The following is a 23,546-nucleotide window of genomic DNA, read 5'->3' on the forward strand; positions in this document are numbered from 1 at the left end:
CCACCAACTCGCCAAGCATGCGAGGATACGACAGTGACGCAGCGGTAACAACGTGTAACCCGCGGGGTGTGACCCAGGTCTCCTTGTGCGGGGTGGTCAGTCTGTCGCTGCGTCCCGTCTGACCAGCCAGGCTGCCAGCTGTGCCGCGCTGTCGATCAGGTAACTGCGTGCGCGTGCCAGCCATCCCTGATCGGTGCGCAGGGCGTGGTCTTCATGTGCCCGTGCGATGACGTAGGCGTGGATGTTATCCACCTGTGCCTTGTCGAGCACATCGTCGAAGCGGGGCATTCCCGCCTGCTCCATCAGGCCGTCCAGAACCACGCTGGCGAAGTTCTCATGCCAGACCGGCGCCAGGTAGCGCAGGTCGGGGATGGAGCCATCCCCCACGACATCGGCGCCGTGGCAGCGCGCGCAGAAGCGGTTGAACAGGTTGCGACCCTCGGCGATCTGCTCGTCGCTCGCCTCCGGCATGGGTGGGGGCAGGGGGCGCTCTGCGACGGGGGTCACGGGCAGCGTGCCCGAGGCGCCGAGCTTGAATGCCAGCAGACGGTTGTTGGGATTGCCGGTCGGGTAGCTCCTGCCCATGTTCATCATCAACGCGCCGCCGCGACCTGCGGTGACGGCGATGTATTGCTCGCCGTTGACGCGGTAGCTGATGGGGCCTGCCATCACGCTGGTTTCCGTGGGGAAGGACCAGAGTAATTCGCCGCTATCCGCGCGCACGGCGATAAAGCGGCCGTCCGAAGTGCCCTGGAACACGAGGTTGCCGCCGGTGGCCAGCACCCCGCCGTTGTGCGTGTAGGGGTGGGGGAGCTTCCAGGCCGCCTGTTGGCGCACCGGATCCCAGGCCAGCAGGTGAGCCTTGGGCAAGTGGCTGAGCATGGCCTGGGTAAAGGCCTGCGAGTAGGCTTTGCCACTCAATTCATAGCCGGTGTTGTAGTGTCGGCGCAGGTGCTGGTAGTCAACGGCATCAATCTCGTTGAACTCCATGCCCATGTCCAGCTCCGGGATGTACAGCAGCCCGGTATCCGGACTGTAGGCCATGGGGTGCCAGTTGTGTCCGCCCATGGCGGAGGGGAACACCATGGCCGGCTCCCCGTCGTAGTCCTGCCCCGGATTTTCCTGCGGGCGGCCAGTATCCAGGTCGTAGCCGCTGGCCCAAGTGACCGTGGTGTAGGGTTCTGCAGAGAGCAGTTTGCCCGTTGCACGGTCGACGATGTAGACGAAGCCCGCCTTGGGCGCATGCAGGATGACCTTGCGCTGCTCGCCCTGCCAGGGGATGTCCGCCAGGGTCATTTGCTGGCTGGCGGTGTAGTCCCAGGTGTCGCCCGGTACCTGCTGGTAGTGCCACAGGTACTCGCCGGTGTCCGGGTTCAGCGCCACAATGGAGGCGAGGTAGAGATTGTCGCCGCCCCCGGGGCTGCGAATGCGTCGATTGTGCGGCGCGCCGTTGCCCACCCCCAGGTAGAGCTGATTGAACTCCGGGTCATAGACGATACTGTCCCACACCGTGCCGCCGCCGCCGTAGCGCCACCATTCACCGTTCCAGGTGGCGGCGGCGCGTTCCATGGCGTCGTTCTCGAAGCCGTCAGCGGGGTTGCCGGGTACCGTGTAGAAGCGCCAGGCCAGTTCACCGCTGGCGGCATCATAGGCGCTGACGAATCCCCGCGTGCCGAATTCGGAGCCGCCGTTGCCGATAAACACCTTGCCCCGGGCGACACGCGGCGCACCGGTGATGGAGTAGGCCTGATTGGGGTCGGTGGTCTGGGCCGACCAGCGCAGGCTGCCCGTGGCGCGTTCAATGGCAATCAGGCGTCCGTCGAGTGTGCCGATGTACAGCAGGTCTTCCCAGGCGGCGAGACCGCGGTTCAGCACGCCACAGCAGGCGGTGATGCTTTTGCTGCGCGGCACTTCCGGGTCGAAGGTCCAGAGCATCTGGCCGGTGGCGCCATCAACGGCGTACACCGTGTTCCAGGCACCACTGAAATACAGCACACCGTCAATCGCCAGCGGGGTGGACTGCAGGCCGAGGTGCGTGTCGGTTTCGAAATACCAGGCCATGCCCAACCCGTCGACGTTCCCGTCGTTGATCTGGTCCAGCGGTGTGTAGCGCTGTTCGCTGTAGTCGCGGCCATAGCTCATCCAGTTGTCCACGTCGCTGCCGGCGGCGAGCAGGCGCTGTTCGCTGACCGGCGCAGCATGGGCGATACCTGCCAGCAGGCAGGCGGTGAGGCAGGATGTAGCGAGGAAGCGCATCGTTCGGGACACTCTGTCGATGGGTTGTCACAGGCAATGGTGACCTATTGGGCCGGAAAAACCCGGTCGTGGCCATGCTTCCGGGCAGGCCCTGCGAGGTGGCGTAAATACTTGAACCTGCCGCGCGCCGTGATTCAGGTGGCTGCGACGGGGGCGTCGGCACTCTCCCCGGCGTCCGCGGCGAGCTGCGGGTAAATCACCTCGGCGATGTGCAGGATGTGTTTGGCGGCGCCCTCGAACAGGGCCACGACGTGCAGGCGGCGGGTCGCCTCCGGGGCGGCCAGCAGCCCGTTGCCGATCTGTTCCAGCAGCTCCGCCCGGCGCTGCCGCCGCAGGCGTTTGACGGTTTGCAGCTGTGCCCGCCGCTCCTCCAGGGTCAACTGTTTCAGCTCGCCGCTGCGCATGAGTCCGAGTAGCGCCTCCTGCAGGGCCGGCGTCAGGGCGGCGTTGATATCGGCCTGGGGAAACTCTGCCAGTTCCAGGAAAAGATCGCGCAACTGCATGCATTCCTCACGCGCCCAGTTCAGGTTGAGAAACTGCTCCGAGAGCCCGTTGTTGAGGTGCTGGGCGCCGATGCGGTTGCCGTAGTCGGCGATGGCTGTGAGCAGCACACCGGTGTGCAGGGTTTCCTCCGGTGCCGGCTCCCGGTCCGGGTCGATGATAATGCGTCCCCGGGACAGCAGCTGCTTGAATACGCGCTTGATTTCGGAGTGCATGGCATTCACGCCCATCGCGGGTAACGCGAGTACCGTGTCGTCGAGGTAGCGCAAGCGCTCGGAGCTCAGTTCGGGTTGCTTCACCCAGCGCTCCACGAGGCGCAGCAGTCGGTCTGCCAGCAGCCACATCAGCGCCAGTCCCAGCAGGTTGAACAGGGTATGGAACAGGGCCAGCCCGGTGCTGATATTGGTGCGCCCGTCGGCGCCGCCGGAAAGCTGCTCGGACACCCACCACAGGGGTCCCAGCAGGATCAGCGCAATCACGCCGGTGAACATTTTCTCGGTTACATGCACCAGTGCCAGCCGGCGGGCGTTTGCCGTGGCGCCGATGCTGGCCAGCAGGCTGGTTGCCGTGGTGCCGATATTGGCGCCGATGACCAGCGAGGCGCCCAGCAGGGGCGTAAGCACGCCGGTGACGGATGCGGTCAGGACAATGGCCAGCGCCGCGGAGGATGACTGGATCAACGCCGTCAGCAGGGCCCCGAATACGACGCCGAGCACGATGCCCAGCACACCCGAAGCGCCGAGGCGCTCGATGGGAATCCAGTCGGCCACATCGATAAAGGCATCGCGCAGCATGCCGAGCCCGAGAAACAGCAGGCCGAAGCCCGCCAACGCGATGCCGATGTGTGCCATGCGCCGGTTATCACCGAACAGCTTGAGCAGCATGCCCACGCCGATCAGCGGCAGCGCAACCACTTCAACCTTGATGCGCAGTCCGATCAGGGCGACGATCCACGCTGTCATGGTGGTGCCCACGTTGCTGCCGAAGACTACCCAGGCGGCCTGCTTCAGGCGCAGCATGCCGGCGTTGGTGAACCCCAGCGTGGCGACGATCACCGCGCTGGAGGACTGCACCAGCGCGGTAATGCCGAAGCCGGCGAGCGCCGCGCGCAGCCGCGTGCGGGTGGAACGTTCGAGAAATCCCTGCAGCGAATTGCCGGCGGCGGCCTTCAGGCCATCGGTCATCATGGCCATACCCAACAGGAGCAGCCCCAGGCCCCCGAGTGACAGCGTCAGGGTCATCCACGCCATGGCGGTTCCTCCGCTGTCCCGGTCACCCGGGCGCGGAAATCCTCGGGCACGGGTACCACGCGGCGCGACGGGTAGTCGAAAAAGAGCAGCGTGGTGGCTACCCTGGCCACTTCGACGCTGCTGTCATCCTTGCTGATGCGGTAAACGAACTGGAAGCTTTTCTCCTCGACCTCGCGCGCACCCAGCTCCACCCGCAGCCGGTCGCCGTAATCCGCTTCGGCCAGGTACGCGGTTTCCGCGTGGGCCATGATCAGCCCGGCGTCCTCAAAGGCGATGGCCTGGCCGTGGCCGAGCTGGCGAATGAAGCGCAGCTGCGCCTCCATGGCAATGGACAGCAGCCGGTCCGCGCCGAGGTGATTGGCCGCATTGACGTCGGTGTAGAGCACGTCATAGTGCGTTTCAAACAGAAAGTGATCGGGCAGGTCGATGGTTTTGCGCGGCATGGCCGGGTCCGTCCGGGTGGTTGGTCTACCCGCGCAGTCTAGCGCTGGCGGATGCAATTTGCATGAACCACCGCCTCCCGCGGCACGGGCGCCGGGTGCCCAGGCTGTGCCACGTGAAGCTATAATGCGGAAAACGGTATTATTGGATGGTTTGAGCCGCAATATCATCCATATATACCGCAATTTTCTCCCTTTGACAGTTCACCGCCGCGGCGTAGTCTGCTCGGCTACTATAAGAGTTCCGGTAGCAGGCCGTGGCTGGAACCCATTTATCCCGTGTACGACAGGAGTACGCCCCATGGCGACAGCAGAGCATAATCAGGATCCGAATCCGGTACAGCAGGAAATTGCCGAGATGATGGCGCGTGCCCGCGCAGCGCAGGCGGCCATCGAACACTATACCCAGGAGCAGGTGGACGAACTGATTACCGCCATGGTCTGGTCGGTGGCGCGTGAAGGTGTGTCGGAGAAAATTGCCCGCTTTACCGTCGAGGAAACCCAGCTTGGGAACTACGACGGCAAGTTCCTCAAGATTCACCGTAAAACGCGCGCGACCCTGATGGACATCATCAACGACAAGTCCGTCGGCGTGATCGAAGAGGACCCGGTTCGCAACATCATCAAGATCGCCAAGCCGGTCGGTGTCATCGGTGCCCTGTCACCCTCCACGAACCCGGAGGCCACGCCAGTGATCAAGGCCATCTCTGCGGTGAAGGGGCGCAATGCCATTATCATCGCGCCGCACCCGCGCGCCAAACTGACCAACAAGATGATCTGTGACTACATGCGCGAGGCGATCGTTGCCATGGGCGCGCCGGCGGACCTGGTGCAGAGCATTGATGTGCCCTCGCTGGACAAGACCAACGAGTTGATGCGCCAGTGTGACCGCATTCTCGCCACCGGCGGTGAAGCGATGGTGTCGGCGGCCTATTCTTCCGGCACGCCTGCGCTGGGCGTGGGGGTAGGCAATGCGGTGATTACGGTCGACGACAGTGCCGACCTGGACGAAGCCGCGGAGAAAATCCGTATCTCCAAGACGCTGGACCTGGCCGCCTCCTGCTCCTCGGACAACTCCGTGCTGGTGTTTGAATCCATCTACGACGAGTTTCTCGAGAAGCTCAAGCACGAGGGCGGTTACGTCATCGAAGGTGAGGACAAGGCCCGGCTGCAGAGCGTGATCTGGCAGGACGGCCACCTGAACGCGGCGATCGTCGCGCAGCACGCCACGACCATCGCCGGACGCGCGGGTATCGACCTGCCCGAGGGCAAGCAGTTTCTGATTGTGCCCGAAGTGGGTGCCGGCCCCGATTATCCCTTCTCGGGCGAGAAGCTGACCGTGACCATGGCCCTGTACAAGGTGCGCGACATCGACGAAGCCATCGAGCTGACCAATCGTATCCAGGCGTATCAGGGCCAGGGCCACAGCTGTGGCATCTACTCCAACAACGACGACAACATCCTGAAACTGGCGATGGCCACGCGCACCTCGCGGGTGATGGTTAACCAGCCCCAGGCAGCCTCCAATAGCGGCAACCTGTGGAACGGCATGCGCCAGACCTTTTCGCTGGGCTGTGGCTCCTGGGGCGGCAACAGCATCAACCACAACATTACCTGGCGCGACCTCATCAACGAGACCTGGGTATCCAAACCGCTGGCGCAAACCAAGGTCATCCCGCCCGACGAGGAGTTGTTCGGCAAAGTCATGAATCGCTTCTGAGGAGAGCTGGCCATGGATTTTTCCATCTCAGAGGAGCAGCAGGCGTTTATTGACAGTGCGCGCGCGTTCTCCGACGGTGTGCTGGCACCCAACGCCGCGCAGTGGGACGAGGAGTCTTTCTTTCCGAAGGACGCTCTGCGCCAGGCCGGTGAGCTTGGCTTCATGGGGATGTACACGCCGGAGAGTGCCGGTGGGCTGGGTATGGGCCGGTTGGATGCCAGTCTGATTGTGGAGGAACTGGCGCGCGGTTGCACCACCACGGCGGCATTCCTGACCATCCACAACATGGCGACCAGCATGATCGGCAACTTCTGCACCGATGCCGTTATCGAGGCCTGGTGCCCCGCGCTGGTCAGTGGCGAAAAGCTGGCGTCCTATTGCCTGACAGAGCCCGGTGCGGGCTCCGACGCCGCCTCGCTGCGCACCTCGGCGCGACGTGAGGGGGGCGACTATGTGATCAACGGCAGCAAGGTGTTCATTTCCGGCGCCGGCGAAACCGACGTGCTGGTGGTCATGCTGCGAACCAGCGACAACGGCGCGCGCGGTATCACGGCGCTGCTGGTGCCGGCGGATGCCGAGGGTATCAGCTACGGCAAGAAAGAAGCGAAGATGGGCTGGAACGCCCAGCCCACACGCATGGTGACCTTCGATAACGTGCGCGTACCGGTGGAGAACCGGCTCGGTGCCGAGGGGCAGGGCTTTTCCATCGCCATGATGGGACTCGACGGTGGACGTATCAACATCGCCACCTGCAGCGTGGGCACAGCCCAGCAGGCGCTGGAAGAAGCTACCGCCTACGTGCAGGAGCGGCGCCAGTTCGACACGGCTATCGCCGACTTCCAGCACACCCAGTTCAAACTCGCCGACATGCTCACAGAACTGGTGGCGGCGCGGCAGATGGTGCGGCTCGCCGCCAGCAAGCTGGACCACAAGGACCCACAGGCCACCACCTACTGCGCCATGGCCAAACGCTTTGCGACCGATGTGGGTTTCCAGGTCTGCAACGATGCCCTGCAACTGTTCGGCGGCTATGGCTATATCCGCGAATACCCGATGGAGCGCCATGTGCGTGATACACGGGTGCACCAGATACTCGAGGGTACCAACGAAATCATGCGCGTGATTGTGGCGCGCAAACTGTTAATGGAAGGCGCACTGGAGGTGATCAAATGAGCCTGAGCACATCGGACAAACTGAAAGTCGAGATTCGCGGCCACACCGCACTGGTGACGATCGACAACCCCGCAGCCAATACCTGGGACACCGAGAGCCTGCCCGCGCTGCGCGATCTGGTCGCTGCGCTGAACAGCAATCTGGATATATACGCGCTGGTGCTGACCGGCGCTGGCAGCAAGTTCTTCTCGGCCGGAGCGGACCTGAAACTGTTTGCCGACGGCGACCCGAAAACGGCGGAGCGCATGGCACGCTTTTTCGGCGAGGCCTTTGAAGCGCTGGCGGACTTCCGCGGCGTCTCCATTGCTGCTGTGAACGGCTTTGCCATGGGCGGCGGTCTGGAAGTCGCCCTGGCCTGCGACCTGCGCATTGTTGAAGAGCAGGCCCAGCTCGCGCTGCCCGAGGCGCGGGTCGGCCTGCTGCCCTGTGCCGGCGGCACCCAGCGTCTGGCCTGGCTGGCGGGCGAAGGCTGGGCCAAGCGGATGATCCTCTGCGGTGAGCGCATCAATGCTGCCACAGCGGAGCGCATTGGCCTGGCAGAAGAGGTGGTTGGCACCGGCGAGGCGCTGGAACGTGCCCTGGCCCTGGCCGAGCAGGTGGGCGAGCAGAGCCCCAGCTCGATCGGGCGCTGCAAGCAGCTGATCCACTCCGCCCGCGACAAGGCGATCGGCGATGGTCTGGCGGCAGAGCGCGAACTGTTCGTTGAGCTGTTCTCCACCGAAGACCAGCGCGAGGGTGTGAATGCGTTTCTCGAGAAGCGCAAGCCCGAATGGAAAAACCGCTAAGGATTCAACCATGTCAGATGCCCCTGTCATTGTTGAGCTTGTCGCCTGTGCCGAGCGCAAGCTCGGCCGGCTCACGCTCAACGTGCCCAAAACCCTCAACTCACTGACCCTACCGATGGTTGACACGCTGCAGCAACAGCTGGATGCGTGGCGCGATGACCCTGAGATCGGCGCCATCCTGATTGATGGCAGTGGTGAAAAGGCCTTCTGCGCCGGCGGCGATGTGCAGGCCCTGCACCGCTCCGCAACCGCCACGCCCGGTGGGCCCTGCGAGGAGGCGGAGGCCTTCTTCGCCCGCGAATATCGCATGAACTACACCCTGCACACCTATCCCAAGCCGATCATCTGCTGGGGTCATGGGATCGTGATGGGCGGCGGTCTGGGTGTGATGGCGGGTTGTTCGCACCGGGTGGTGACGGAAGCCACCCGCATCGCCATGCCGGAAATCACCATCGCGCTGTTCCCGGATGTGGGCGGCAGCTGGTTTCTCAACCACATGCCCGGGAAGTCGGGGCAATTCCTTGCCCTCACCGGTGCCTCCATCAACGCTGCCGACGCGGTGTTTACCGGGCTCGCGGACCGTTTTATCGCCAGTGAACACAAGGACGCCGTGCTGGAGCAGCTGCGTCGCAGCGCCTGGCGCGGGGACTGCGCAGCCAATCATGCCCGCGTGCGGCATATCCTGCGCCCGCTCACCGAGCAGAGTATCGGCAGCATGCCCGGGGGCCAGGTGGAGCCGCACCTGAGCCGGATCAATTCCCTCTGCGACGGCGACGACGTCCATCAGGTGGTGGATAACATCGTTAACCAGCAGACCACCGACCAGTGGCTGTCCCGCGCCCGCGACGGCCTGGCGCATGGCTCGCCACTGGCGGCGCTCTGGATCAGTCGCCAGCTGCAGGCCACCCGGCACTGCTCCCTGCGGGAGGTGTTCCAGTCGGAAGTCCAGCTGGCTACCAACGTGGTGCGCTACCCGGAGTTTGCCGAAGGCGTGCGCGCTCTGCTGCTGGACAAGGATCGCAACCCGGCCTGGGCCTACAAAAGCACCCGTGAAGTACCGGAAGCGCTGCTCGATGGCTTCTTCACGGCGCCCTGGCCGAACAACCCGCTGGCCGACCTCTAAACCGCACAGGAGACTTCACAATGGCGCAAGTTGGATTTATCGGCCTTGGCAACATGGGTGGCCCGATGGCCGCCAACCTGATTCGGGCCGGTCATAGCGTAACCGTCTTTGACCTGTCGCAGGCCGCCTGTCAGCAGTTGGCTGAGGCCGGGGCCCAGGTCGCCACCTCCGCCGGTGAGGCAGTGGTGGGCGCCGAGTATGTCATCTCCATGCTGCCTGCCGGCAAGCATGTGGCCAGTGTCTACCTGGGCGATGATGGCCTGCTGGCTCGCCTGGGGCCGGAGACCACCGTGCTGGATTGCAGCACAATCGATGCCGCAACGTCACGCGAAGTGGGCCAGGCCGCAGCGGCCCTGGGTATCGGTTTCATGGATGCGCCGGTATCCGGCGGCGTTGCTGCCGCCGCCGCAGGCACCCTGGCCTTCATGTGTGGCGGCGAGGCGGCAACCTTCGAGAAGGCCCGGGTCATTCTGTCGGGCATGGGCAAGAACATCTTCCACGCCGGCCCGGCAGGGGCGGGGCAGGTGGCCAAGGGCTGTAACAACATGCTGTTGGCCATTCACATGATCGGCACCTGTGAGGCCCTGGAAATGGGTGTACGCAACGGGCTGGATCCTGCGGTGCTGTCGGAAATCATGCTCGCCAGCTCGGGGCGCAACTGGTCCCTGGAGGTGTACAACCCCTATCCCGGCGTGATGGAAAAAGCACCGGCCAGCAACGGCTACAAGCCCGGCTTCATGGTCGACCTGATGGCCAAGGACCTCGGCCTGGCCATGGATATCGCCAGCCAGAGTGGCGTCGACAATCGCATGGGCCAGCTGGCGCGCGAGCTTTACACGCGCCTGCAGGAGGCCGGCATGGGTCAGCAGGATTTCTCCAGCGTGCTCACCTTACTCGAGCAGAAAAACTGAGCTGCCGCGCTCCGCGCCCTGCTGCCGGGCGCTGCGGAGTGCGCGTCGTCAGGCATCCCAGGTCTGTTCAGCCCACACAATGGCCCCATCATTATTGCGGTCCCAGGACTTCTGGCCCAGATGGTTGAGCCGTAGAACGCCGTCATCTTCCTGACGGCTTCCTGTAATGGGCCTGGCCTGCAGAACGTATCCCTTGGCGTCTGCCGATTCGATGGTGAGCTCGTAGTGCGCCGCCCTGTTGGACAGCGCTTCGCGGGGAAAAAGTGCGGAGGAGGGCGCCGCTGGCGTAGGCGCACCGTGCTCGGTGGCTCCGGCATAGGTGCCGCCGAGCGCAAGGTGTTGCTCCATCGCTCCCGCCAGGGCCAGCAGTGCGGCCTTCGCCTGCGAGCGGTTTTCGCCGGCAGAGCGATCCTGGTAGGCGGGCAGGGCCAGAGCGACCGGTATCGCCACCATCGCCAGAAAAACCGCGGCGAGCAATCGGTCGAACCGTTTGAAATGGTGCGCAGCAGTGCGTGATTTGCGAGTCATCCGGTTGTACCCCCGCTTGGCGTCTACTCCCAAGCGCACTAGATACAGGATCGCGCCGCGATTGACGACCATTTCCGCAATGCACGTCGCCAGGATGTGATGCGACTCACGTTTCCCGGCACGCGGTCACGATAAGTCGCCCTGCCAGCGCATCAGGTTGAGAAATTCCCGGCGGTTTTTTGGGCCATAAGTGCGGAAATGCGGGTCCGGTGCATTGCGGCTGTCTTCCCGCCGCTGTGCGACGCTGTCCAGGCTGAAACGCGGCATCAGGTCGGCCACGTGCTGCCCGTAGGGTTTCAGCGCATTGAGCCCGAACACCTTGGCCCGCAGCTCGGCGGTCATTTTCGGGTAGCCGTACATCGCTTGCAGCTTCTCGGCAATCTGGAAGGTGCGAAACGCCTGTATCTGGTCCTGCGGCGACCCGTACCAGATGGAGTCGGTGCCCCAGAGGACGTTGTCCTCCCCCACGTAGGTGAGCAGCTTGCCCAGGGTGTGCGCCGCGCTGTCGGGGTCGCGCATCAGATAGCGCCACGTACTGCCCATCTCCGCATACACATTGCTGTTGGGTGCAATGCCGTTGGCGCGCAGTGACGTGACCAGTGCGTCAACGCCGTCTTCACGGTTCGGGTCGTAGGGCCCCTCTGCGCTGCCGGCGACATAGCCGGAGTGATAGACCAGAAAACTCATATCGGGGTAGCGCCTGGCAACCCTGCCGATGTCGGCGCAGGTCGAATGCTCATAGGACTCTTTGCCAAAGGGCAGGCCCTTGTGGATGGCGACAATCTTCACGCCCAGTTTGCGCGCCTTCTCCAGAAACGGAATGCCGGTGTCTTCGTCGTCCAGCCAGAAGCCTGTGCCATCCGGTCCCCACTGCGTATAGGTCTTCCACGCTGCGACGCCCCAGTGTTCGGCGAGTTCATCCATGGCATCCAGGTCGCCCTCCTGGTTGGGGTTGACCCGGCCGTGCAGCAGCAGGCGGTGGGTGCCCTGCATCTGCTCCACGATTTCCGCGGTAGCGGCCGCTTCCTCTATGGTCAGCGGCTCGGCATCGGAGCGTGAGGGCACGAAGGAGAGCACCATCAGGTCGGTATCCGAGTCGATGAAAACGTCCTGAACAAACTGTTCGGCATTGAAGCAGTCGAGGTAGGCGCGACCCGGCCCTTCCGCGGCAGGGCAGCTGGCGTTGGGCAGCCCGCTCAGGGGGCGAGCTTCGGCAGGCAGCTTTGCTGTCCAGGCACCTGTGGGGTTCACGAAGTGGCCCTGCACATCAAAGATGAACTCGTTGCCACCCACCTGGGCGGCGGCCAGTTGCTGGTCCCATTGTGCATCGGGTTCCAGTTCGAAATAGCCGCCGCGCTCGCCGAGGCTGGCATAGGCACGGTTGAAGGCGAGCAGGGTGGTGGCGGCGCCGCAGGCACTGGTCAGAAAAGCGCGTCGGCGCAGGCCGGAATGCCGTGCACTCTCATCAGCCGTGCTGAGCGCCAGGCGGTTGGCATGGTGGTGTATCGCGTCCAGCGGGATGGGCATGAACTCCCCGTTGGATGTTGTGTCGAGTTTTACCGGCAGGCGGATACCATCCGGGTCCTGTGGGGTGCGCGGGGCCATGGGCTACTCCAGATCAACGGTTCAGGTTCGTGCATGGTAGAACATCGGGTGAATGCCTGCTCAGGTGTTGAAGTCTCCGTGGCGGCCTGCCCCGCCCGCAAAGCGCGCGGCGCCGCCCAGTGCCTCGCTGGCGATGACCGGGTAGCCCCCGCGACCTTCCTCTTGCAGTGCGTTTTCCAGTGGCAGGCTCCACTGGGCGAGACAGGACGCGCGGTCGGCGCGCAGGCAGTGCTGCGGAAAGGCCGCGATTGTGGCGGCCAGCGTCTCTGCGGCCCGCCGCGCCTCGCCATCTTGCACGACCCGGTTGGCAAGGCCCATCTGCAAGGCTTCTGCGGCGTCCACCGGGCGCCCGGTGAGTATCATGTCCAGGGCGCGGCCCTGGCCGACGATCCTCGGCAGACGCACGGTACCCCCATCAATCAGGGGTACGCCCCAGCGCCGGCAAAACACGCCAAAGGTCGCGGATTGCTCTGCGATGCGCAGGTCGCACCAGAGTGCCAGTTCCAGTCCACCGGCCACCGCGTAGCCCGCAACCGCGGCAATCACCGGTTTCTCCAGCTGCAGGTGGGTGGGGCCCATGGGCCCGGGACCGGTGCCGTCTTCATTCACTGTGTTGCGCAGCTCGGGATCGTTCATCGCGGCAAGGTCCGCCCCGGCACAAAAATGCCCACCCGCGCCGGTGAGCACGGCTACGCGCAGCGTGTCATCGTTGGCGAAGTTGATGAAGGCGGCATGCAGGGCTTCCGCCGTGGGCCTGTCAACCGCATTGCGCTGCGCTGGCCGGTTGAGAATGATCGTACACACAGGGCCTGCGCGCTCGGTGATGACGGGCGGTTGAGACATGGCTTCCTCCAATGCGTTTGGGTGGCTTCAGCCACTCTGGGAGAGCAGCCAGTAGAGGGTGGGCAGGGTGACCAGCGATAACAGGATGCCGATACCGATCAGGCCTGCAACCAGGCGCGGTGCCAGACCCGCCATGATGGCGATGGTGCCGGCGGAGATCATCGGTGGCATCGCGGCCTGGAATACGGCGATTTGCGTGGCCAGCCCGCGCTGGCCCAGGGCTTTCCACAGTATGAAGGTACACAGCGGCATCAACACCAGCTTGATCCCCAGTGCAATGGCCAGGGTGAGCCGTTCGCTGCGTGCCAGACGAATGCTGATCTGGAAGCCCACGGCAATCATTACCAGTGGCACCAAGGTGGCGGCAACGGTCGCTACCAGCTGCTCTACAAGGGGGGGCAGCGTCGTCCCGCGCAGCGCCAGCCCGGCCAGCAGGGCGAGGAAAGGTGGAAAACTGACAATCCGTGTGAAAATAGCGCGGGCAGAGGGCGTCGCCACCTGCGGGCTGTAGAAGGCCGCGATCACCACTGCGTAGCTGGCCAGTGCGAGAAAGGAGCCCAACTGGTCGTACACCATGGCGTAGGGCATGCCGGCCGTGCCAAAAAACGACTGCACCAGTGGAAAGCCCAGGTAGGAGGTATTGCCCAAAGGCAGCACGATCAGCAGCGCCCCCACCACATTGCGCGGCCAGTGCAGCAGGCGGCCCAGCAGGAGAACCAGGGGCACCACCAGTAACATGAGCAGCCAGGGGGTAATGGTAGGAATCAGCAGCGCGCTGGAAAACGTGAGCAGCGGCACATTGCTCAGAATCACCGCCGGCAGCGCCACGTTGAGTGCGTAGGCGTTCAGCACCTCCGAGGTATTCCCGGGCATGCCGCGCAGCCGGCGCAGGCACAGGCCGATGCCGAGGTAGGCGAGGATCAGCAGGAAATTGTCCATGTTAGGCGGTGGTGCTCGGCGACCGGAGCGCACATGGTAAGCAAGCAGAGCGGGAATGGGTAGTCGCGCATCACACGCCTTTGCAAATGGCGCGGACGCCGCTACGCTGGCACTCTTTGCCACGGACAGCGAGACGACCTGAGCAATGGACTCCCGCGCTATGGATATGCACCGTAAAGCGCTCGCACAGCAGGGCTATACCGTGTTGCCCGACTTTCTGTCCGCGCAGCAGCTGCACCGTATCAACCTGCTGTTCGACCAGTGGCTGGGCGGTCATCTCGGCCGCAATGCCTTTGAGGGGCAAGCCACCGAGCGCATCTACACGCTGGTTGCGCGGGACAGGGTGTTCCAGGATATCGTGGAGGACCCGCGTATCCTCGCCCTGTGTTCGACACAATTGCTGCCTAATTTCCTGCTCACCGCGAGCCAGGCCATTGTTATCGGCCCGGGTGAAACAGCGCAGCCCTGGCATACCGACGATGCGTTCTACACGGTGCCGCGGCCACGCCCGATGATCAGTCTTTCCACCATCGTAGCCGTTGAGGACTTCACCCCGGAGAATGGCGGTACCCAAGTGGTTCCCGGTAGCCATCGCTGGTCGGACGCGGAGTTGGCGGGCGCCTACCTGCAGGGCGATGAGCCGGCAGGCGAGGCGCTGGACCAGCGCGTGGCAGCCCAGGTGCAAACGGTGACCATGAGTGCCGGCAGCTGCCTGGTGTTCGCGGGAACCCTGCTGCATCGCGGCGGTGCCAACGCGAGTTGCGGAACACGTCGGGCCTTTTCCAACCAGTACTGCCAGCCCTGGGCCCGACCACAGGAGAACTTCTTTCTCGGCATTCCCCCGCAGCTGGCATCCGCGATGTCGCCACAGCTGCAGTCGCTGTTGGGCTATTCTATCCACCCCCCTTTCATGGGTCAGGTTACTGCCTATCACCCGCGCCGCGCGCTGGACCCGGATTTCGTGGCGCCGGTACTCCGCGATCTCGGGGACGCCGAGCGCCGATGATCCACGTCTTCCCCTCAAACAGGCTGGAACACCTGGCCGGCGCGCTGGCCGCCTTGCTCAATGTGCCCGCCGCCTCGCCGCTGGCACCGGAGCATATACTGGTGCAGCACCGGGGCATGCAGCACTGGCTCAGCATGCAGCTCGCAGAGCATCCGCAGCGCGGCATTGCCATGAACCTGCAGTTTCCGCTGCCGGTGCGGTTCATGTGGACGCTGATTCGCACAGTGCTGGGCGAGGACGCTGTGCCGGAGGCCTCCCCTTACCAGCGGGAAGTGCTGGCCTGGCGTATCTACGACCTGCTGGGCAGCCCATCGGTGACTGCAGACCCCCTGTTCCTGGAGCCCACCCGCTACTGGCAGCAGCAGTCCGAGCGGCAACAGCCGCTGCGTCGCTACCAGTTGGCAGAGGAGCTTGCGGACCTGTACGAGCAGTACCTGATGTACCGGCCCGACTGGGTAGAGGCCTGGGACCGCGGTGGCCGTGGAGCACGTGAACCGGACCCGGGAGAGCCGCTGCACTGGCAGGGACTGCTCTGGCGCATGTTGGTGGCCGAGGTGCCCGCGCATCCGGTGGCGTTATTGCGTGAGGCTATGCAGCGTCTCACGCAGCCGGTGGTCGGGTTGCCCGAGCGCTTCTTCGTGTTCGGTGTGAACTCCCTCGCGCCACTGTGGCTGGATTTTTTGCGCGTGCTGTCTGCGCAGCAGGGCGTCGAGATCTTTTTGCTCTACCTGAACCCCAGCAATGAGTTCTGGCAGGAGGCTGCAAGCGAGCGCCAGGTCGCGCGCCGGCGTGCAACCTGGCTGGCGGAGCATGACAGTGAAGACGGCTTCGTCGAGGAACCGGGCAATCCGCTGATTACCAGCTTCGGCCAGCAGGGCCAGCAGTTTGTGCGCCTGCTCGCGGACTGGGCGGACACGGAGACCGAGCTGTTCACGGAACCTGCAGCGGACACGCTGCTGACGATGCTGCAACGCGACATGTTCCGGTTTGTCGACGGTCGCGAAGCACCGACGCCGGTGTCTGATGACTCCATTACCATCGCTTCGGCGCACAGTGCGCTGCGCGAAGTACAGGGACTCCATGACTGGCTGTTGCACCGGTTCAATGCCGATCCCGCCCTGAAACCGCGCGATGTGGTGGTGCTCTGTCCCAGCGTGGAGGACTACGCCCCCTTTGTGGAAGCGGTGTTTGCCGGCCGCTACGAGGGTCTCGGTGATGATGTGCCGCCGCTGCCTTGCTCGATTGCCGATCGCAACCCCGGCGACGCGGACCCCACGATTGCTGCCTTCCTGGCGTTGCTGGCGCTGCCGGATGCGCGTTTGCAGGTCGGTCAGGTGCTGGGCTGGCTACAGGTGCCTGCCATCCAGCAGCGCGCTGGCATTACGCCTGCGGAGCTGGTGCGTATCGGCCACTGGCTGCAGGCCGCTGCGGTGCACTGGGGCCTGGATGGTGAGCACCGCCAGGAATGGGTGCCGGGCACCAGCGGCGACGAATTCACCTGGGCCCAGGGGCTGGAGCGCCTGCTGCTGGGGTTTGCCTGGGGTGACGAAGAGGCGGTGGTGGAGCAACGTTTACTGCTGCCACAGGTCGAGGGCGCCGATGCCCTCCTGCTCGGGCGCCTGTGCGCCTTCATCGAGGCCCTGCAGGCACTGCGCCGGGATCTCGGCGCGCTGCGCAGCGTCGCCGACTGGCAGCAGTTCCTGCACGACAGACTGCGCCTGGCCTTCCTGGCCGAGGGTGGCCCGCTGGATGCGGCGCATGAGGACCTGGTCGCTGTGATCCGGGAGCTGGGCGAGCACAGCAGAGCGGCGGGTTTTAGCAGCGAGCTGCCGCTGGCGGTGGTTCGGGAGGTGTTGCAGCGCAGCCTGCAAAGCCCCACGCGCACGGGGCGACAGTTCCTCACCGGGCAGGTGACGGTCTGCTCCATGGTGCCCATGCGGTCGATTCCCTTCAAACTGGTGGCGGTGCTGGGGCTGAATGACGGCGAGTTTCCGCGCCAGCGCCCGCCGCTGGGTTTCGACCTGATGGCGCAGGATCGGCCGCGACCGGGTGATCGCTCCCGCCGCGGTGATGATCGCTACCTGTTCCTGGAGGCCCTCGTTTCCGCACGCGATGCCTTGTACCTGAGCTACCAGGGGCACGATGTGCGCAATAACAGCGAGCGCCAGCCTTCTCTGGTACTGGCAGAACTTACCCGCTATCTGGAGCAGGCCACGCATTGGCGACGCAGCGATCTCAGGACGCTGCCACTACAGCCCTTCAGTGCGGACAATTACCGGGGCCAACTGCGCACCTTTGATCCCCACTGGCGGCGTCTCGCTGCACCGCTCGCTGCGCCCCTGCGGGTGGTGAGCCTGCCGGCGCCGGAGCAGCTGCCTGAAACCCTGCCGCTCACCACGCTGGTGCGGGCGCTCGAACACCCGGCGCGACACTTTGCCGAGCAACGCCTGGGCCTGACCCCGGAGCGCACGGCCACCGCGCTGCTCAGCGATAGCGAACCTTTCGTCACCACGCACCTGGATCGCTACCGTGTGCAACAGGACATGCTGGGGCACCTGTGGGCGGGTGACAGCGCCGGACTGGAGGCGGCGGTCAGGCGCGAAATGCTCTCCGGCCGCTTGCCCGCCAACCCGGTAACCCCACTGCAGATTGCACAATGGCGGGAGCAGGCGAGCGGTTTTGCACAGCACCTGCAGTCACGTTCAGCGCCGCCAGCGGGTGAGCAGGTGTCACTGGCGCTGCACGGCCTGCAGTTGACGGCCACGCTGCCGCGAGGTGCCGAGGGCAGCCTGGTGTTTGCGCGTCTGGCCAACCCCAAGGCCCGAGACTACCTGACCCTCTGGCTGCACCACCTGGTGGCCAATTGCCTCGCCCCCAGCGATACGCTGGGTTTTTATCGTGGCGAGGACAATGGCGTGCTGGAACTGCACGCAGCGCCTCTGCCAGCGGAGCACGCTCGGCAGCTGTTATCGGACTGGTGTCAGCTGTGGCAGGACAGCCTGCTGACGCCACTGCCGCTGCACGGCAGTCTGGGCATGCTGGCCCTGGAGGAGGGCTTCGTGGAGACCCATTTTCCGGCGCTGTGGGAGGACAGTTATCAGCGCGCGGGGTTGGGCGCGGACCCGTGGCTGGCCTGGTTCTGGCCCGAGCCCCCGGACCCGCAGTCTCTGCAGGCGCAATTGCTTCCTTTCTACGGCCCCATGCTGCAGCACCTTGAACACACGCAGATTGCGCTGGAGGCAGGCGGTGGTTGAATCCCTGCGGGCACAGACCCTGCCGCTGCAGGGGCGGCAGCTGATCGAAGCCAGCGCCGGCACCGGCAAGACTTTCAACATTGCCCGTCTCTACCTGCGCCTGCTGCTGGAGCGGCAGCTGACGGTGCAGCAGATTCTGGTGATGACCTTCACCCGGGCCGCTACGGCGGAGCTCAAGGGGCGTCTCGCCGAGGCAATCAACGCGGCCCTCACACGCTGGGGGGGCGACGCCGAAGACCCGTTCTTCGCCCACCTCTACGCGCAGCAGCCGGCGCCGCGCGCGCGTGCCCTGCTGCGCCGCGCGCTGCTGGATATGGATGAAGCTGCGGTGTTTACCATCCACGGGTTCTGCAAGCGGGCGCTGACCCAGCAGGCCTTTCGCAGCGGCATCAGTTTTCATGCCGATATGGAAGCGGAGACGCGTGCGCTTGTGCTGGAGGCACTGCAGGACTGGTATCGGCAACAGAGCCAGCAACCCGGTTTTGCGGCGCTGTATGCGCTGTGGGATGGACCGGAGGCCTTTTTCGCCACCTGGGGCCGGGTGATCGCCGGCACCGAACCCGTGCAGGCACCGGACATGCCGGACCTGCGGGCTGACTGGCGCGCGCTGCGTGCGGCCTGGACCGAGGAGTCTGCAGCGTTTCAGGCGCTGGATGTGGACAAGCGGCGTTCGCTGCACACCCGGGCCGAGGCCGCATCGGTGCTGCAGTCCCTCACCGAGGCACTGGACGCCGAATGGCATCCGGTACAGGCGGCGCAACTGGCGTCGTTATTGCCGGCCAGATCCTACGTCAATACAGCCGCCAAGCAGGCCCGTATGCCGCTGCTCTACGCGCTGATGCAGCAGCTCCCCGCTGCGGCGCGCGCCTACCGGGCCAGTGTGGCGCAGGCGGGCATCCGCTTTGCCCGTGAGCACCTGTCTGTGGCCAAGGACCGGCTCGACCAGCTGGATTTCAGTGATCTGGTTGCACGTCTGCGACAGCGGCTACACGACAGAGAGCAGGGCCCGGCGCTGGCCGCTGCGTTGCTGCAACAGTATCCGGTGGCGCTGGTGGACGAGTTCCAGGATACCGACCCGGAGCAGTACGACGTGCTCAACGCCATTTACGCTGCTGCGTCGCCCTCAGCGCCACTGCTGTGCATGATCGGTGACCCCAAGCAGGCCATTTACGGCTTTCGCGGCGGTGATGTGTTTGCCTACCTGCAGGCACGTGATGACGCCGACACGCAGTGGGTGATGGACACCAACTACCGCTCCAGCGAGGGCGTGATCCGCGGTTACAACCGGCTTTTTTACGGCGCCGAGCTGTCCGCTGCCGCCGGCAGCGATGTTTTTGGCTTCGGCATCGACTACCACCCGGTGCGGGCGGGGCGAACCGATCTCGCGGGTCTGGAAGACCCGGCTCCACGTGCCGATTTCCAGTGGTGTCTGTTGCCCCATGACCCGACATTGCCCGGCGCAGACAAGCGGGGCACGGGCTACACCCGGGCCGGCCAGCAGCATCTGGCGCGCTGGACTGCGGAGGAGATCGCGCGCCTGCTGCGCCAGGCCCGCCTGGAGGGCGAGGCCCTGTCACCGGCGGATATCGCCATTCTGGTACGCGACCGTTTCGAGGCCGCCGAGATGCAGCGGGCGCTGCGCGAGCTGGGCCTGGATGCGGTTTACCTGAGTGCCTCGGACAATGTTTTCAACAGCGACGAGGCGGCCAGCCTGCAGCAGGCCTTGCTCGGTATTCTGCATATGGAGGATGACCGGCTGCTGGTAGCGGCCCTGGCCACGCCGTGGCTGGGCTATGACACCCCGGCCCTGTATGCGCTGCGTCAGGACGAGCACCGCTGGGCCGCGGCCTGCGCTGATGTCGCAGCGCTGCGCCAGCAGTGGTTTGCCCAGGGCTTCATGAAAATGGCGCTGGGCCTTTACCAGAAACATCTGCAACCGCTGCCCGGCAGTCACGAACGAACACTCACCAACAGCCTGCACCTGCTGGAGCTGCTGCAGGCGGCCAGCCAGCGCCATCGCCAACCTGAAGCCCTGCTGCACTGGTTCGCCAACGCCCGCCAGGAAGCCGAGGGCAGTGCCGGTACGGAAACACAGCAACTGCGCCTGGAGAGTGACGGCAGGCTGATCCGTCTGGTAACGCTGCACGGGGCCAAGGGTCTGGAGTATCCCGTGGTGTTCCTGCCGTTTATCAGTTACGGCCGTGATCAGGCCCGCCAGCGTCCGGGCATTGTGCGCTACCACCAGCGCCATGACTTCAGTGCCCGGCACGCCCTCGAGCCTACGGATGAGGAACTGGCCTGGTATCGCGAGGAGCAGGCTGCGGAGGATGTGCGCCTGCTGTACGTGGGGGCGACGCGCGCTGCGCGCCGCGTCTACCTGATGGCAGCGGCCTTTGCCAGCCTGCAGACCTCGCCGCTGGCGCGTTGCCTGAAGGTCACCCGCTGGGACGCCCTGGAGCAGCAGGTGCGGGCCATGGCCGATGCCGGCGACTGCGCCGTGTTGCAGCTGGAAGGGCAGGATACGGCACCTGCGCCTGCCACCGCTGCCACAGCAGACACCGCGCTGGCACCGGCTGTGTTCACCGGGCGCATTGAGCGCGACTGGTGGCTGTCATCCTTTTCTGCACTGACCCGCAACGTGCGCCACGGCGGCCTGTCGACGCCGGACAGAGACGGCGAGGTCACCGCGCCTGCCGAGCCCGGCCCCGACTCGCCCGGAGAATTGCGCTTCTCGTTGCGCCGTGGCGCTGAGGCCGGCAACCTGCTGCATGATCTGCTCGAGGACCTGGACTTCCAGCGCCCGGACCTGGCGCGCGCGCTGGACCAGGCGGAACGCCGCTATCCCAACCTGCTGCTGGGTCAACCCGGCTGGCGCGCGGCGCTGGCGGAGTGGGTGGCGCAGCAGCTCGCGGCGCCGTTGCCCAGTGGTGCGCGCCTGGCGGACCTGGCGCCGCAGCAGACCCTGCGCGAGGTGGAATTCTATTTTCCCATGCAGGGTGACGCTGATCCCGAGGCGCTCGGGCGCCTGCTTGTGCGCCATCGGCGCGGCGCCGAGGCACCGCTGCCAGCCCCGGTGCGGCTGAAGGGCATGATGCACGGCTATATCGACCTGGTGTACCTGTGGCAGGGGCGCTACTACGTGGTGGATTACAAGTCGACCTACCTCGGCAATCGGCTGGGGGACTACCATGCCGATGCGCTCACCGCCGATGTACAGCAAAACGTCTACGACCTGCAGTATTTGCTCTATACCCTGGCACTGCACCGCTACCTGCGCACGCGGCTCGTGGACTACGACCCCGCCCAGCATCTGGGGGGGGTGCACTACCTTTACCTGCGCGGCCTGCACCCCCGTGGGGGAGCAGGGGTTTACCACCGCGATGTGGACATCGATGGTCTCCATGCGCTGGATAGCTTCTTCCGCGCGCAGGAGGGTGGCGGATGATGTTGTCGACCGAGGCCCCGGCGCTGGATCGCGCCCTGGCACAGGCGCTGTGCCGGTGGTACCGCTGCGAAGACGACTGGTTGCGCCTGACGGTTATGGCTGTCAGTCAGGCGCTACAGGAGGGGCACAGCTGTCTGTACCTCCCCGACTGGGCCGAGCGCGGCGTCGCGGGCGCCCTGGGGCACGGTGCCTTGCCGGCACTGGATGACTGGCAACACAGACTGTCGGCCTTGCCGCTGGATGCGGACAGCGCGACGCCGCTGGTGCTCGACGGGCCGCGACTCTACCTGCGGCGCTATTGGCAGTTCGAGCAGCGGCTGGCGGCGGCACTGCGTCCGCGCCTGGCGTCGGCCCCAGCGGCCGATCCTGCGCAGGCGCGTGAGGTGCTGGACACGCTGTTCCCCGCCCGTGCCGTGGGTGAGCCGCCCGACTGGCAGAAAGTGGCAGCGGCGAATGCCCTGCTGCAGTCATTTACCGTGGTGGCTGGCGGCCCGGGTACGGGCAAGACCTACACCGTCACCCGTCTGCTGGCCTGCCTGATTGCCTGTCTGGCACCCGGGCGTGCCGCGCCGCTGGCGATTGGCATGGCGGCGCCCACCGGCAAGGCCGCCCAGCGGCTGGCCGAGTCGATAGCGGCGGCCCGGTCGGATCTCCAGGGGCTGTTGCCGGCAGCGGTGCTCGATGCCATACCGGATACCGGCATCACACTGCACCGTCTGCTCGGGGTGGTGTCATATAGCCCCGGTTTCCGGCACCGCGCCGACAACCCGCTGCGGCTGGATATCCTGGTGGTGGACGAAGCCTCCATGGTCGACCTGCCCCTGATGACGCGCCTGTTTGAGGCGCTGCCGGCGCACTGTCGTGTTATTCTCCTGGGGGATCCCGACCAGTTGCCCTCGGTGGCCGCCGGATCGGTGCTGGCGGATCTCGCCGCTGGCGCTGCCAGCGGCTACAGCCCTGGGCGGCTGGCCGGGTTTGCCGCGCTGGGGGTGACGCTGGAGGCAGCAGAGGCGGGATCCGGCGAGGCTGATTACCTCACGGTGCTGCGCCAGAGCCGCCGTTTCGATGGCAGCGGCGGCATTGCCCGGCTGGCGCGGCAGGTTCTGGCAGGCGACGGCGCGGGGAGCCTGCAGACACTGAGTGCCGCCGATGACACACTGGCCCGGTTTGACGACGCGGGCAGCGGGGCGGCGGTGACGCGCTGGCTGGATCTGTACTACCAGCCCATTGCGAAGGCCGACAGCCTGGCGCAGGCGTTCATGCACCTGCAGCAGTTCCGCATTCTGTGTCCGACCCGCGGTGGGCCGCGTGGCGTGGAAGCGATCAACCGTCTGGCGCTGGCGCGGATGAACCCTGCGGGGCTGGCGCACTACCGCGGCAAACCCATCATGATCACCCGCAATCACCACGACCTCGGCCTGTACAACGGTGACGTCGGGCTGCTCTGGCCGGACGACGGGGGCCAGCTGATGGCCTGGTTTCCCTCAGCGGGCGGCTTCCGCCCCATGGCGCCCGGGCGGCTCCCCGAGCACGAGGTGGTGTACGCCATGACGATTCACAAAACCCAGGGGTCCGAGTTCCAGCGCGTGGCCCTGTTGCTGCCGGAGCAGGCCCGCGCCGGGCTCACCCGGGAGCTGCTGTACACCGCCATCACCCGTGCGCGCGAGGCACTGGAGGTCGTGGGGAGCGAGGCGGTGTGGTGTGCCGGCGTAGCGCAGCGGGTGCAGCGCGACTCGGGTCTGCCGGCTTTGCTGCGGGCCCGGTAAT

Annotated in this window: 16 protein-coding genes; 9 read left to right on the forward strand and 7 right to left on the reverse strand. The window is 65.4% G+C overall.

All coding sequences use genetic code 11. The annotated features are described in order from the left end of the window. Positions 1–96: 96 nt before the first annotated feature. From AACZ17_RS15415 to AACZ17_RS15425, 3 genes are all read right to left on the reverse strand, one after another. Positions 97–2,256, reverse strand: coding sequence for a PQQ-dependent dehydrogenase, methanol/ethanol family (locus AACZ17_RS15415; protein ID WP_290745493.1), 2,160 nt, complete (start codon positions 2,254–2,256; stop codon positions 97–99). Positions 2,257–2,390: 134 nt separating this feature from the next. After that, complete coding sequence (locus tag AACZ17_RS15420) at positions 2,391–4,007, reverse strand: Na/Pi symporter (RefSeq protein WP_290745491.1); 1,617 nt, start codon at positions 4,005–4,007, stop codon at positions 2,391–2,393. Further along, positions 3,995–4,450 carry a thioesterase family protein gene (locus AACZ17_RS15425; RefSeq protein WP_290745488.1) on the reverse strand — a complete coding sequence of 152 codons (456 nt, stop codon included), beginning with the start codon at positions 4,448–4,450 and terminating at the stop codon, positions 3,995–3,997. Before AACZ17_RS15425 ends, AACZ17_RS15420 begins: the two co-directional genes overlap by 13 nt. Positions 4,451–4,748: 298 nt before the next feature. Here AACZ17_RS15425 and AACZ17_RS15430 point away from each other — a divergent pair, with 298 nt between their 5' ends. From AACZ17_RS15430 to mmsB, 5 genes are read left to right on the forward strand one after another with little or no spacing between them, the layout of a single operon-like run. Further along, positions 4,749–6,167 carry an aldehyde dehydrogenase family protein gene (locus AACZ17_RS15430; RefSeq protein ID WP_290745486.1) on the forward strand — a complete coding sequence of 473 codons (1,419 nt, stop codon included), beginning with the start codon at positions 4,749–4,751 and terminating at the stop codon, positions 6,165–6,167. Between the two features lie 12 nt (positions 6,168–6,179). Further along, positions 6,180–7,340 (forward strand): acyl-CoA dehydrogenase family protein, encoded by a 1,161-nt coding sequence (locus AACZ17_RS15435; RefSeq protein ID WP_290745483.1) that lies wholly within the window; start codon positions 6,180–6,182, stop codon positions 7,338–7,340. Next, entirely contained in the window at positions 7,337–8,125 is a 789-nt protein-coding gene (locus tag AACZ17_RS15440) for an enoyl-CoA hydratase (RefSeq protein WP_290745480.1), read from the forward strand. Before AACZ17_RS15435 ends, AACZ17_RS15440 begins: the two co-directional genes overlap by 4 nt. 10 nt (positions 8,126–8,135) lie before the next feature. Further along, a complete protein-coding gene (locus tag AACZ17_RS15445; RefSeq protein ID WP_290745476.1) occupies positions 8,136–9,248 on the forward strand; it encodes an enoyl-CoA hydratase/isomerase family protein in 1,113 nt (370 codons plus the stop codon). Between the two features lie 20 nt (positions 9,249–9,268). Continuing rightward, positions 9,269–10,159: a 3-hydroxyisobutyrate dehydrogenase gene (gene mmsB, locus AACZ17_RS15450; protein ID WP_290745473.1), complete on the forward strand. Its 891-nt coding sequence runs from the start codon at positions 9,269–9,271 to the stop codon at positions 10,157–10,159. Between the two features lie 48 nt (positions 10,160–10,207). On the opposite strand, the gene AACZ17_RS15455 is transcribed toward mmsB, so the two are convergent. From AACZ17_RS15455 to AACZ17_RS15470, 4 genes are all read right to left on the reverse strand, one after another. Continuing rightward, positions 10,208–10,687, reverse strand: a complete 480-nt coding sequence (locus AACZ17_RS15455) for a type IV pilin protein (protein ID WP_290745470.1) — start codon at positions 10,685–10,687, stop codon at positions 10,208–10,210. Between the two features lie 126 nt (positions 10,688–10,813). Beyond that, complete coding sequence (locus tag AACZ17_RS15460) at positions 10,814–12,292, reverse strand: amidohydrolase family protein (protein WP_290745467.1); 1,479 nt, start codon at positions 12,290–12,292, stop codon at positions 10,814–10,816. Between the two features lie 60 nt (positions 12,293–12,352). Next, entirely contained in the window at positions 12,353–13,135 is a 783-nt protein-coding gene (locus AACZ17_RS15465; RefSeq protein WP_290745465.1) for a crotonase/enoyl-CoA hydratase family protein, read from the reverse strand. Positions 13,136–13,162: 27 nt separating this feature from the next. Then, entirely contained in the window at positions 13,163–14,074 is a 912-nt protein-coding gene (locus tag AACZ17_RS15470) for an AEC family transporter (RefSeq protein WP_290745462.1), read from the reverse strand. Between the two features lie 160 nt (positions 14,075–14,234). On the opposite strand from AACZ17_RS15470, the gene AACZ17_RS15475 reads away from it, so the two are divergent. The 4 genes from AACZ17_RS15475 to recD are packed head-to-tail and all read left to right on the forward strand — an operon-like array spanning position 14,235 to position 23,545. Continuing rightward, the gene (locus AACZ17_RS15475; RefSeq protein WP_290745459.1) at positions 14,235–15,080 is read left to right on the forward strand and encodes a phytanoyl-CoA dioxygenase family protein; all 846 of its coding nucleotides are present in this window, start codon (positions 14,235–14,237) and stop codon (positions 15,078–15,080) included. Then, a complete protein-coding gene (gene recC / locus AACZ17_RS15480) occupies positions 15,077–18,334 on the forward strand; it encodes an exodeoxyribonuclease V subunit gamma (protein ID WP_290745456.1) in 3,258 nt (1,085 codons plus the stop codon). Before AACZ17_RS15475 ends, recC begins: the two co-directional genes overlap by 4 nt. Continuing rightward, on the forward strand, positions 18,327–21,779 hold the full coding sequence (recB, locus tag AACZ17_RS15485) for an exodeoxyribonuclease V subunit beta (protein WP_290745453.1): 3,453 nt from the start codon (positions 18,327–18,329) through the stop codon (positions 21,777–21,779). The genes recC and recB overlap by 8 nt, the downstream gene beginning before the upstream one ends. Next, positions 21,776–23,545, forward strand: a complete 1,770-nt coding sequence (gene recD, locus AACZ17_RS15490) for an exodeoxyribonuclease V subunit alpha (protein ID WP_290745450.1) — start codon at positions 21,776–21,778, stop codon at positions 23,543–23,545. The genes recB and recD overlap by 4 nt, the downstream gene beginning before the upstream one ends. The last annotated feature ends 1 nt before the right edge of the window (position 23,546 follow it).

It is taken from the genome of uncultured Haliea sp. (assembly GCF_963973825.1).
GTDB lineage: Bacteria > Pseudomonadota > Gammaproteobacteria > Pseudomonadales > Halieaceae > Haliea.

Excerpts from the sequence above, each read along its gene's own strand:
- AACZ17_RS15415 (WP_290745493.1), bottom strand. The coding sequence starts at position 2,256 with ATGCGCTTCCTCGCTACATCCTGCCTCACCGCCTGCCTGCTGGCAGGT.
- AACZ17_RS15420 (WP_290745491.1), bottom strand. The coding sequence starts at position 4,007 with ATGGCGTGGATGACCCTGACGCTGTCACTCGGGGGCCTGGGGCTGCTC.
- AACZ17_RS15425 (WP_290745488.1), bottom strand. The coding sequence starts at position 4,450 with ATGCCGCGCAAAACCATCGACCTGCCCGATCACTTTCTGTTTGAAACG.
- AACZ17_RS15430 (WP_290745486.1), top strand. The coding sequence starts at position 4,749 with ATGGCGACAGCAGAGCATAATCAGGATCCGAATCCGGTACAGCAGGAA.
- AACZ17_RS15435 (WP_290745483.1), top strand. The coding sequence starts at position 6,180 with ATGGATTTTTCCATCTCAGAGGAGCAGCAGGCGTTTATTGACAGTGCG.
- AACZ17_RS15440 (WP_290745480.1), top strand. The coding sequence starts at position 7,337 with ATGAGCCTGAGCACATCGGACAAACTGAAAGTCGAGATTCGCGGCCAC.
- AACZ17_RS15445 (WP_290745476.1), top strand. The coding sequence starts at position 8,136 with ATGTCAGATGCCCCTGTCATTGTTGAGCTTGTCGCCTGTGCCGAGCGC.
- mmsB (WP_290745473.1), top strand. The coding sequence starts at position 9,269 with ATGGCGCAAGTTGGATTTATCGGCCTTGGCAACATGGGTGGCCCGATG.
- AACZ17_RS15455 (WP_290745470.1), bottom strand. The coding sequence starts at position 10,687 with ATGACTCGCAAATCACGCACTGCTGCGCACCATTTCAAACGGTTCGAC.
- AACZ17_RS15460 (WP_290745467.1), bottom strand. The coding sequence starts at position 12,292 with ATGGCCCCGCGCACCCCACAGGACCCGGATGGTATCCGCCTGCCGGTA.
- AACZ17_RS15465 (WP_290745465.1), bottom strand. The coding sequence starts at position 13,135 with ATGTCTCAACCGCCCGTCATCACCGAGCGCGCAGGCCCTGTGTGTACG.
- AACZ17_RS15470 (WP_290745462.1), bottom strand. The coding sequence starts at position 14,074 with ATGGACAATTTCCTGCTGATCCTCGCCTACCTCGGCATCGGCCTGTGC.
- AACZ17_RS15475 (WP_290745459.1), top strand. The coding sequence starts at position 14,235 with ATGGATATGCACCGTAAAGCGCTCGCACAGCAGGGCTATACCGTGTTG.
- recC (WP_290745456.1), top strand. The coding sequence starts at position 15,077 with ATGATCCACGTCTTCCCCTCAAACAGGCTGGAACACCTGGCCGGCGCG.
- recD (WP_290745450.1), top strand. The coding sequence starts at position 21,776 with ATGATGTTGTCGACCGAGGCCCCGGCGCTGGATCGCGCCCTGGCACAG.